Origin of the sequence: Halobacillus aidingensis, assembly GCF_900104185.1 — a bacterium.
GTDB lineage: Bacteria > Bacillota > Bacilli > Bacillales > Halobacillaceae > Halobacillus > Halobacillus aidingensis.
Genome location: NZ_FNIZ01000006.1, coordinates 63618 through 76048, shown reverse-complemented (window position 1 = coordinate 76048; position 12431 = coordinate 63618). Strand labels below are relative to the sequence as shown.

The following is a 12431-nucleotide window of genomic DNA, read 5'->3' as shown; positions in this document are numbered from 1 at the left end:
AAAAGATTGACAACTTTTGTAACATAAATCTTATAATCAGCCGTTTATGTTACAATTAGATTACAAGAAATAGAATAGTAGGAGGAACTCTCATGATAAAAAGACCCCTGTTTTTAGTGCTAATTACTTGTTTTATGATAACTTTGTCGGGTGTCTTCATTCATACGAAGGTAAATGCATCATCAGATTTTCAAAACATCCAAGAATCCTATGAAAAGGAACAATACCAAAAAAGTTCATTGAGAGTAGATCTATCACAAATAGACCAACGTAGTATAGTAGTGAAAGGAAGTAAAACCTCCGTTCAACACGTTATACATACATATAATCTAAAGCCACTGGATGTATCAGAGGCGCTAAGTAAGCGAAACTTTCATGTACTTCAAGTGCCGGAATCACAAAATTACCAGGAAGTTTTGCAGAAACTGAAAAGTGAAGCGAATCTTCAACGTGTGGAACCGAACTATATCCGAACATCGACTGCTGCACCTCAAGACCCTTATTACGAGGAACAATGGCAATTCGATCCTTTAAATATGAGTGGGGTTTGGGGGATGCGCGGCTCCCATGATACAGTGATCGCTGTTTTGGATACAGGAGTGAACGCTGATCATCCCGATTTGAAGGGGAAGATCTTACCGGGTTATAACTTTTTAGATGATACAACAGATTCCTCGGATGATCATGGCCATGGAACCCATATTGCTGGATTAATTACAGCGAATGCAAATAATGAAGGAATTGTCGGTGTGAATCCATCAGCTAAAATCCTTCCCTTGAAAGTAGCTGGAAATGAAGGGAATGTCAGTTTTTCCGCAAGTTTGGATGCGATCTACCATGCTATTGATCAAGGTGTCGATGTGATCAACATGAGCTACTCCAGTTATCAAAAGATGGACAGTGAGCGGGAGGCCCTCTATGAAGCCTATAAAAAGGGGATTGTATTGGTAGCTGCTGCATCCAATGATGACTCTTCCAAACCTGCGTATCCAGCTTCTTATCGACCAGTCATCAGTGTTGCGGCAACAGACGAAATGGATCGCCCAACAAGCTTTTCTAATTATGGAAACTGGATTGATTTGACAGCCCCGGGACAGAACTTAGTAAGTACCCATTACAAAGGAGGCTATGCCTATAATGATGGGACTTCCTTTTCATCTCCTCTTGTGGCGGGAGTGGCAAGTTTAGTGAAAAGTCATCATCCTTCCTGGGATCCTTCGGAAATTGAGTGGGCCATGCAAAATACAGCGAAGACGTTTACGGGAGTGACTTGGAACTTATATGAGGGATTCGGTATTCCTGATGCATCTCTATCTATCAATAGTCAGCCCTATGACTCAAGTGCAGATGCAGCGGACACGTATGGAGATGCTTACCAGATGACAAGTACAGACGTAAGCAACCGAATTGGAAAACCGGGAGACACAGACTGGTACACGTTCGAGGTTGAGGGAGATGGAGAAACAAAGATCAGCCTTGACCAGTTGGATGACCATATGGACCTGGTGGGAGTTCTTGTAGACGAAGAAGGAAACCACACCATCCTGGATGACTATGGAAAAGGTGAGAAGGAATCCTACACATTTACAGCAGAACCAGGTCAATATCACTTGCAGGTCTTTGAATATTACAATCATTGGTCATCAAAATCTTACAAACTGAATGTAACGACTCCAAATCGTGAATATGAACCAGCAGCTCAAACGTTCCCGGACGTCAAAGGGACGTGGGCTGAATCTTATATCAATGATCTAGTAGAAGAAGAATTAATGGTCGGCTACCCAAATGGCAATTTTGGTTTCAAAGATTCGATTACACGCGCATCTGCTTCGGTCATGATTGCCAAAGAGATGGATTTACCACTGAAAGAATCACGCTTTTCTGATGTCAGCCCCGACCATTGGGCAGCGAAGTATATAGGAGCGATGGAAGAAGAGGGAATCTTTCTTGGCTATGACGACGGGACATTCAAACCGAACAGAGCTTTATCACGTGAAGAAATGGCGAGCTTGGTTGTCCGTGCTTACGAGTTAACAGGCGATAAGGAGAATGAGTTTACGGATATTCAAGAGGGAACATGGTCGTATGAACCGATTTCCATCCTAGAATCCAACGACCTCGTATCAGGTTTTCCAGACGGTACATTCCGTCCTAAGAAAGAAATCAACCGCGCTGAATTTGCAACGCTCATGGCTCGTTTATTACAGAATAATAGGTAAAAGAAAAAGCCAGCTTCTATCCAAGAAGCTGGCTTTGTTAGGTCGTCTAGTTTTAAACAGGCAAGATATCTCTCAAATAATCAGTCGAATGAACTTCAAATGACTTAGATGAAAACAGGTGTGATCAAAGTTATAAGAAATAAACGATAAAATCATATACTAATCTAGTGATTCAGAGGTATCAAAAAGAAACAGTTGAATACATATGGTCTAGTATTAAACAACTAACATCTATAATAAAAGGCCTAGGTAAAAGGATGATGGTAGAAAGAAAAAGTTTACAAATTTGGTGGAATGTTAATAATCCTTATGATAATCTATGAATAATAATCTTAACAACCATAGGTAATGGCAAAAGAAAAACAGGGGGACATCAACGAAGATGAAAAAGCAGGTAAGTGTAAGGGTCAGTGAGTCATTAAATGATGAAATTGAGCAGAAAGCGAAAGAACTGGGGCTTAGTAAAAGTTCCTTTATTTCATTCTCCACACAATTTTTTCTGAATCAATTGAACCATATGGAAAGCTCACCAGCTTCTAAAAGTGTAAACATGTATGAATTGTTAAGAACAAATATGGAAAATACATATAAAGAACAATAAAAAAGCCACTAAAAAGTGGCCTTTTTTTATGTTTATTTAGGGTAAACCTTCCATCTGGACAAGTCGACCTCATCACGGTTTACCTTGTTTTTTGGGAATACAAAAGTCCATGGCTTACTTGTATGGGCTTTTACTTTTAAATCATTCAGTTTAAATCCACCCTTAGCAATGACCTTTCCTGTTGCATCTTCAACTATAAGGGGAATGGATTTTAAAGTAATATCTTCTTCATTTCCATTTCTCACAAGAAGAGTCACATGCAAATTGCCCTCGTGGCCAAAAGTCACTTGCAATCCTAAGAAGTTGACTTCTCCGGGCTTTGGTGGGGTTATATTACTCACATATTCTTCAAGTTTATCAATTTCTTTCGTATCCAATGATTTTTCCCAAGTCTCTTCAAGATCCAGGGAGTGTTTTCTTGTGTGGGTCTCGAAAGCTAACTTCCAACCATTGACCGGGATGTTGGTATCACCATTGATAAAGTCCTTTTGATGAAAGGCGAAAATCCATGGACGGCTGGATCGCCCCGGTAACAATCCTACATCAGTGAGATCAAAATGCTTTCGAGCCATTATTTGTCCTTGCTTATCTAATAGCAAGATTGAGGTAGGTTTGAAATTAATTCCTCTTTGCAAAGAATTACGTAGAAAAGCTTTGACGAGAATATTTTGATCCTTCTTTTGAATATCAAACCCAGAGACACTCACTTGATTCGGTTTGAGCGGGGGCAGATCACTGTTATAAAAGCGATAAACATACGCTTCTTCTTCCGGAAGGTGCCAGTCCGGATGGAAAGACAATTCCGTGTAGACTTCTTCCGTATCCTGAACCTCTTCTTCTTTTCCGGTGAATAAGGAAGCATCGACCGCGCCTTCATCATACACTGTCGCTTCTTTCTCTTTCTTTCTCCATTTAAACATTCGATTCAGCCTCCTTTTCCTGTTGTTTCATGAGCTGCGGCTTCATCACTTGAGCTAGCATGAACACCATCTCTTTATTGATTTCGGCATAATTATGCTGGAAGATGTCATACCCATCTTGTTGGTAGAGGCGCAGCGGATCTTCTTGTTGGTATTGTCTGATCCCGACACCTTCTTTTAATCGTGTCATCATTTCTAAATGGCGCACCCAAAGCTTGTCTAGGATATCAATGGAGAACTGGCGCAACTTCAGTTGGAGTGATTCATCCTCAGACCATAACTGAACTCGTGCGCAATACTCATCGGCATAGGAAAGAACATCTGCTTTTAATTGCTCTAAATCCTCATAATGCTTTTCTGTTAACGCTGGAGTGGCGCCTGGTGCACTTCGCTGAATTTCATTTTCAAGCCTTTCGAGCGGCCAATTCTCTGGGACAACAGTTTCCGGGCATAGTTTCTCTATTAGATGTAAGAAGTGCGTGCGAACTTGTTTGGAAATAAGATTGAGAATATCTTTTTCAACCAGAAGTTTCTCTCTGAATTCATAAATGACCTTACGTTGATCATTGACGACATCATCCATTTTCAGTGTAAACTCCCGAACGTTATAGTTGCTGCCTTCACTGATCAATTGAGCGGTATCGACGAACTTGTGAATGTCTTTGTTCGTCACCTGTCCCTGGTCATTCGTTTTGATGGATTTCATTTTTCTTTCCTTCTCATCACTGGCAAAACGAACAATCAAATCGTCCTCTAGTGAGATAATGAATTGAGAAGAACCTGGGTCCCCTTGACGGCCGGATCTTCCTTTTAATTGATTATCGATTCTTCTCGCTTCATGACGCTCGGTTCCGATGACATGAAGACCGCCTAACTCCGCAACTCCTTCTCCAAGAACAATGTCGGTACCGCGGCCAGCCATATTGGTAGCGATGGTGATCTGTCCTTTTTGTCCGGCTAAGGAAATAAGGCGTACTTCTTGTTCTACACTTTTCGCGTTCAATAGTTCGTAGGAAAGATCGGCCTCGTCCAAATAGCTGGCGACTTCATCGGATTGCAAAATGGAAGTGGTACCAATCAGAATTGGTTGGCCGGTACGGTGGACGCCTTGAACTTCGCGCACCAATTCTTCGTACTTCTGTTCTTTTGTAAGGAATACTTTATCAGAACGGTCTTTTCTGGCTACGGGTTTGTTCGTAGGAATTTGGACAACATCCATGCCATAAACCGTTTGGAATTCTTTTTCTTCTGTTTTAGCTGTCCCCGTCATTCCAGCTAAAGAAGGGTACATACGGAAATAGTTTTGAACGGTGATGGATGCTTGAGCCTTGTTTTCTTCCGTAATCTCAAGACCTTCTTTTGCTTCGATGGCCTGATGGAGACCATCAGACATCGTGCGCCCTTCCATCATCCTACCTGTAAACATATCAATCAGTTTGATTTCCTGGTCGTGCACGATATAGTCCACATCTCTTTCAAAAAGAACATTGGCTCTTAATGCTTGAATCATATAATGATAGAGCGTTTGATGTTCGAGATCATAAAGGTTATCAATACCGAAAGCACGCTCGATTTTGTTCATGCCATCATCCAGCAGATTGACGGCTTTCGTTTCAGGATCAAAGTGATAGTCGACATCTGCTTTGAAGGAACGAGCGAGCATGGCGCCTACTTTATGTAAATTCGCGCTAGGTTTCATTTTTCCAGCAATGATCAAGGGTGTTTTCGCTTCATCGATCAAGACGCTGTCGATTTCATCAACGATGGCATAGTGGTACGGACGTTGGACTTTTTGATGGACGGCTGTCACCATGTGATCCCTTAAGAAGTCAAAGCCGAACTCTGTTCCGATTCCATAAGTGAGGTCAGCCAGGTAGGCTTTCTTTTTATCCGCCGGTGAGATTTCAGGAACATTCAATCCGACCGAAAGACCTAAGAACTCATATAAAGGCCCCATAATCTCCGCATCTCTCCGGGCAAGGTATTCATTGACCGTAATGACGTGGACGCCTTTGCCTTCTAAGGCTCTAAGATAGGTGGGCAGGGTAGCGACCAGTGTCTTTCCTTCACCTGTCGCCATTTCGGAAATATCCCCATCTGTCAGCACAAGGCCTCCAATTAGCTGGACATCAAAGTGGCGCATGCCAAGGATCCGTTTTGCAGCTTCACGTACGACCGCAAATGCATCATTACGAATATCATAAATCGATCGGCCATCCTCTAGTTCTCTTTTGAAATGATCTGTTTTCGCTCGTAGTTCCTCATCACTAAGTTTTTTATAAGTTTCCTCTAGTTCGTTAATCTTTTCTATGTATTTATTATACTTTTTAAGCTGCCGTTCACCTTTGTTCGGCAGTATACGCTTCACTGAATCTATCATTAGTCCTAGACGCTCCTTGATGTAGTAGTCATTATCTTTCAGTTTACCATGTTCCTGCTAGTCATTTCTACACAACGAAGGGAGTGTTTGGAAAATTTGTAGAAAGGAGCGGGTAATTGTTTGATTAGTAAGAATAATACGAATATAATGGAGAGGCATGAAGAAAGGGGGAGTATGGTAGCACGATTCTGGAAATTATTGAAGGAGGAGAAAAATTGAATTTGAAAAAGACGTTAATTTTGTTCTTTGTATTCCTTCTAGCATTCTCTCATTCTGTTTTCGCTGCAGCTGGAATTCCAAACAAAAATTTGGAAGGTTCAACCAATTCTGCAGATAAAAAGACAGAACGAGTATTCTCGCTGGAAGATGACCGTGAGAATTATGGACCAAATGATGAAGTACGAATCATTGTTGAATTAGAGGATGAGCCTACCATATATTCGGCTCAGAGTTTAGGGAAGAGTTACAGCGAATTATCAGAAGCGAATAAGAACAAATTGCGGGAGGAAGCTTTAGATGCGCAAGCGAAAGTGAAAGCTGCCATCAAGAAGCAATCCGTCCCGATGGATTACAAGCAAAGCTTTACAACAGTAGTGAACGGCTTTAGCGGTACAGTTAATTTCAAAGCTGTAGAAGTGATTGAAACACTACCAAATGTCGGCAAAGTACATATCACAAATGAATACGAGCGCCCGACAGAACAGCCGGAAATGCTTTATAGTAAAGAGCTTGTCAAAGCCCAAAAAACCTGGCAGGAGTACGGATACAAAGGCGAAGGGATGACTGTAGGTGTGATCGATACAGGAATCGACCCTGAGCACCAGGACATGGTCCTGAGTGAAGAGACGGATCCTGAAATTAGTAAGGATGATGTCGATACACTAAGACAGTCCGGTGAATTGAAAGGGAAATATTTCACGGAAAAAGTCCCTTATGGTTACAACTATGCAGACGAGAATGACACGGTACTAGACCTGGGTCCTGATGCGAGTATGCACGGCATGCACGTTTCCGGAACAGTAGGTGCCAACGGAGATGAAGACAATGGAGGAATTAAAGGTGTCGCTCCGGAAGCTCAAATCCTTGGATTGAAAGTTTTCGGTAATGATCCTCAAATGCCATCCACTTATGGAGATATTTACATTAAAGCGATTGATGATGCGATTCTACTAGGAGCGGATGTCATCAATATGAGTCTTGGTTCAACAGCAAGTTTCGTTGATGCTGAAGATCCAGAACAGAAAGCGATTGCAAGAGCTGTTGAAAATGGTGTCATGATGGCTATTTCCGCAGGTAACTCTGCACGCTTGGGAGAAGGCTTCGCTAATCCGCTGGCTTCAAATCCTGATATCGGGGTAGTGGGAGCGCCAGGTCTTTCGACAGAGTCCCTGCAAGTCGCTTCTTTTGAAAACGAATACCTGATGCTGGACGGATTTAATACGCGTGTAGATGGGGAAGAAGGCATCCCTGTACCATTCCTTTCAGCGAGTGAGGTGCATCCTGACACGTTAGAAGAAGGATACCATGAATTGGTTTATGCTGGACTCGGACGCACACCAGGTGATTCAGATGTTAACCCGGAGGCGAACGATTTTGAAGGCGTTGATGTTGAAGGGAAGATCGCTCTCATTCAGCGCGGGGAATCCACATTCGTAAGTAAGACGCTGAATGCCCAAGAACGTGGGGCAAAAGGGGTCATCATCTTCAATAATGTTTCTGGTTATATCAGTATGGCATCAAGCGGGGAGATCAATATTCCTCAATTGTCCATTCTGAAAGATCTTGGGGAGAATTTGAGAGATCAATTACTAGCAGGAAGCACCGTTGAAGTTTCCTTTGGAGGAGAAGAAGTAAAATCGATCAACCCTGAATTCGGAAATCTTTCTTCCTTCACTTCATGGGGAGTAACACCGAACCTTGATTTCAAACCTGAAATTACAGCACCAGGTGGGAATATTCTCTCCACTTTGCAAGATGATCAGTATGGTTTGATGAGTGGTACATCCATGGCTGCTCCACACGTAGCTGGAGGTTCAGCGTTAGTGATGCAACGCTTGGAAGATGAATTCGACCTTTCTGGTGAAGATCGTGTAGAAATGGCTAAGAATCTTCTTATGAACACATCTAAGCCGCAAGAAGATACAGGCTTGTACAATGACTTCTACCAATCAGGACTTGCATTCTCTCCACGCCGACAAGGGGCAGGTCTGATGGATCTTCATGCGGCTATGCAGACTCCTGCCATTGTTACTGAGAAAGAAACAGGTTTAGGTAAAGTCGCTTTGAAAGAAATGGATGGCAAAGAATCCTTCACATTGACCGTTGACAATTTCAGTGATGAAAACACGGTGTATAATGTGTCGGGTACCGTTCAGACAGACCTTGTATCAGAAGGTGAAAACCTTGTAGAAACACAAGGAATCTACAAGGAAGGAACAATCAGTGAAGAATCACCGTTCGCAGGTGAATTTCCGATTGAAATCACTTCAAATGCTGGAAGTGAAGTGGATGGCGAGTATCAAGTACTTGTACCAGCCAATTCTTCTATCGAAATTGACGTAACCGTTGACTTAACAGAAGGTATTGACTGGTTCGGAAACCAGCCGTTGGATGAAATCTTTGAAAATGGCTACTTTGTAGAAGGTTTCGTAACCCTTGAAGACCCTAATGATGTGAATGCACCACTTAATGTTCCTTATGTAGGTTTTGATGGAGAGTGGGATCAAGCACCAATCGTTGATGATACCATCTATGAAAAAGATGGCGATTCTTTCTATGGTCAATCAGGTCTCCTTGCTCCATACGGAACAGAACTTCATTATCTAGGTGTTGACCCATTATTAAGTGAAGAGGAAGCCCTTGTTGGTTCCCGCAATAACATTGGTTTCTCACCGAATGGAGATGAAATGGCAGATCGAGTCATGCCGATTCTTTCCTTCTTAAGAAATGCAAAAGAAGTAGAGTTCAATATTCTAGATGAGGATTTGAAAGAATTGCGTACACTCCGTTCCCTTAAAGAAGTAAGGAAAAATTACTTTGATGGAGGAGCTGCGCCATCGTATTCGATTTACGATCAAGGTGTATGGGACGGTAAAGTAGATGGAGAGTTCGTTGAAGACGGTCTTTACTACTATGAAGTAAAATCTGTTGTCGACTATCCAGATGCTGATTGGCAGTCCAAAGTGATTCCGGTCCGTGTCGATACGAAGACCCCTAATCTAGAAGTATCCTATGATTCTTTATCAAAAGAAATCACCTGGGATGCGGAAGATCAAGGTGCTGGACTTTCCCATTATGACGTCATTGTTAACGGAGAAGATGTGACGGAAACACCTTTAGCTGCAGATACAGATGCTTACACAGTTAAGGCTGAGGAAGTTTCAAGCGTGAAGGTCGTCGCTTATGACTATGCGGGGAACACGACAACAGACAGCGCGCTTGAAGGTGAAGATGATACCGTTCCATCTGTGAATGCTCTGACACCTCTAGCACTAGAACCTACAGACAGTAGAGAAGTAATCGTCACTGGTTATGTGACGGATGATTCCAAAGTGGAAAAACTTACAATGAACGGTAAAGAAGCGAAACTGACATGGGATGCAGAGAATGAACGTTATTCTTTCAATGAAACTATCAGCTTCAAATCTGACGGATTCAAAGAAATCGAATTCCATGCCGTTGATGACAGCGGAAACGATATTTCTTTCGTTCGTCGTTTCATGATTGATTCCACAAGCCCAGAGTTGGCGATTGAAGGTCCACACTACACGGAACAAGATGAAGCAACACTTGATGTATTCATGGCAGACAACTTTGATGAGCTTCGCTTGACTGTCAATGGGGACGAAGCGTACGCTAAAGCCTTCAAAGAGCCATATGAAATGAGAGCGATTGAAGAAACGCTCGAGCATACGGTCGAATTAGAAGATGGCAAGAACACGTTCACGTTAGAACTCGTCGATCTTGCGGGCAATACAACGACGAAGCAAATTACAATCTACAAATCTGACGACGCACCAGCTTCCTTCGATGATGTAGCGGATGGTTACTGGGCGAAGGATGCGATTGAAAAGCTGAACGTTGCTGGTATCATTTACGGTTACCCGAATGGTGACTTTGGTGTAAACGATGATATTACACGTGTTCAAGCGGCTCAAATGATTACTCGTGCGCTTGGTTTAGAGACAGACAATGTCGAAGATCCAGGATTCAGCGATGTTGAAGCGGGCGACTACGGATATGATGCCATTGCAGCCATTGCCGAAGCAGGCATTATGGTCGGTTCACCAGATGGTGAGTTCAATCCGAAAGCCACGTTGAAACGTTCTGAAATGGCGAAAATCGTTGTCGATGCCTATGACTTGAAAGGAAGTACGGATGATCGATTCAGCGACGTTCCTGTCGCGCATTGGGCTTCCAGCTATATCAACACACTAGCAGCCAATGAAATCACTGTCGGTTATCCGGATGGAACGTTCAAGCCGAACAAAGAAACCACACGTGCAGAATTCGCTCGTTTCCTTGCGAAAGCAGAAGACGATCGTTTCTAATCACAATGAATAAGTAAAGCCGGATGGGACCCTACCCATCCGGTTTTTTTATTTTGAGTGTGGGATTCATTGTTCGTAGGTTAACTATTAAAATTTGAAAGACTTGTGGATCATGATTTAAACAAATTTTCAGGTGGATCGGGGCGAGGGATATTTTAGATATTTTTGACTTACTTGGAGGGCTTTCTTCTTAGTAGCAATTAAGTAAAAACACACTATGATAGTGAATAGTTTCCAAGTATAATAGCAATAGAAACGAAAAAACTCGAGAAAGGGAGATTTTTGGAGAATGTTGCAAAATCGTATTAAAATGTTGGTGTTCCTTTTAGCTTTAGTCACAGCAGCTGTTTGGCCATCGAATGTGGCAAAAGCTGCTTCTTTATCGGATATACCTGATCGGTCAGAGGAAGAAATCAATTATTTGATGAATCAAGGAGTATTGAGCGGTTACCCGGATGGAACCTTCAAGCCCCATAAGGAAGTAACGAGGGAAGAAGCGGCGACATTAATTGCTCGAGCGCTCAAGCTCGACGGTACTCAAAGAAACACGGTATTTTCGGATGTTTCACGTTATTCTTACGCTTCTGGATACATACAGTCTTCTTATGAACAAGGAGCCATTTCAGGATACCCTGATGGTACATACAAACCAAAAGAAACGATGACACGTGGACAAATGGCTGTTTCGGTCTCTAACGCTTTTTCATTAGGTTCTGGCACTAATGGAAGCTATGGAGATGTCAGCCCATATGCGTACTATTATGACGCCGTTAAAAGTGTAACAAGTGCCGGGGTAGCTGCTGGATACCCTGATGGTACCTACCGGCCGGAATCAGCGATTACAAGAGAAGAATTTGCATTATTTGTAGCTCGTGCTTTGAACGATCAATTCAGAGTTTCCACGGACATTGATTCTTATGGAGAACGAGTGGTTACAGCGGATATTTTAAATGTCCGTTCAGGCCCAAGTACGGGTTATTCCATTGTCGGTAAACTCTCCGAGGGAACAACGGTTCAAGTTCACAAAGATTTAGGTAATTGGCTGAAAATCTCGTATGGTAGTTTGAACGGTTATGTGCATGAAGATTATACGACCCCAAGTCATTCGTCCCGTTCACATATCATTGCAATCGATGCAGGTCACGGGGATGGAGACGGCGGCGCTACAGCTAACGGATTGGTAGAAAAAGAAATCAACCTTGATGTAGCGAAGCGTGTTCAGAAGTATTTAGTGGATGCAGGTATTCAGGTAGTCATGACAAGAGATGATGATACTTTTGTTGAATTGGAAGACCGCGTGGATTATGCCGTCAACCGTAATGCGGACACGTTCGTAAGTATCCATTCGAATTCTTTCTATATGGAAAGTGCCAATGGAATCGAAACCTACTACTCTTCCGCTAGTCTGGACGACCGGGCTAGAAAGAGTATGCAGCTGGCAATTTATATTCAAAACCGGCTGGTCCCAGCCCTCGACTTAGCGGATCGTGGAGTGAAGGATGTTCCTTATCATGTGATTAGTAAAACTCCATTACCGTCTGCCTTAGTAGAACTAGGGTTTGTAACGAACGATACCGATGCATCAAGACTCGGATCAGATTATTGGAGAGAGCGTGCAGCAGAAGCGATCGCACAAGGTATAAAAGATTATTATAATTGGGTAGATTAACAGACGCCCCTCTGCAAACGCAGAGGGGTTTTTTATGTTTGGTTTTTGTTAAGTACAAACGGATATTTATCGAGTATTAATAAGAAAAGCAG

At 42.6% G+C, this 12431-nt stretch carries 6 protein-coding genes; 4 read left to right on the top strand and 2 right to left on the bottom strand.

The annotated features are described in order from the left end of the window. Positions 1–92 precede the first annotated feature (92 nt). Positions 93–2219, top strand: a complete 2127-nt coding sequence (locus BLS23_RS07605) for a S8 family serine peptidase (RefSeq protein ID WP_089651949.1) — start codon at positions 93–95, stop codon at positions 2217–2219. Positions 2220–2601: 382 nt separating this feature from the next. Next, complete coding sequence (locus tag BLS23_RS07600) at positions 2602–2820, top strand: ribbon-helix-helix domain-containing protein (protein WP_089651948.1); 219 nt, start codon at positions 2602–2604, stop codon at positions 2818–2820. Between the two features lie 32 nt (positions 2821–2852). Here the strand turns inward: BLS23_RS07600 and BLS23_RS07595 are convergent, their stop codons facing one another. Together BLS23_RS07595 and secA2 are read right to left on the bottom strand one after the other, a co-directional pair. Further along, positions 2853–3740, bottom strand: coding sequence for an accessory Sec system S-layer assembly protein (locus BLS23_RS07595; protein ID WP_089651947.1), 888 nt, complete (start codon positions 3738–3740; stop codon positions 2853–2855). Continuing rightward, a complete protein-coding gene (gene secA2, locus BLS23_RS07590) occupies positions 3733–6120 on the bottom strand; it encodes an accessory Sec system translocase SecA2 (RefSeq protein WP_089651946.1) in 2388 nt (795 codons plus the stop codon). Before secA2 ends, BLS23_RS07595 begins: the two co-directional genes overlap by 8 nt. A 215-nt stretch (positions 6121–6335) precedes the next feature. Here secA2 and BLS23_RS07585 point away from each other — a divergent pair, with 215 nt between their 5' ends. Beyond that, positions 6336–10670: a S8 family serine peptidase gene (locus tag BLS23_RS07585; protein WP_089651945.1), complete on the top strand. Its 4335-nt coding sequence runs from the start codon at positions 6336–6338 to the stop codon at positions 10668–10670. A gap of 289 nt (positions 10671–10959) precedes the next feature. Continuing rightward, the gene (locus BLS23_RS07580; RefSeq protein ID WP_089651944.1) at positions 10960–12339 is read left to right on the top strand and encodes an N-acetylmuramoyl-L-alanine amidase; all 1380 of its coding nucleotides are present in this window, start codon (positions 10960–10962) and stop codon (positions 12337–12339) included. The last annotated feature ends 92 nt before the right edge of the window (positions 12340–12431 follow it).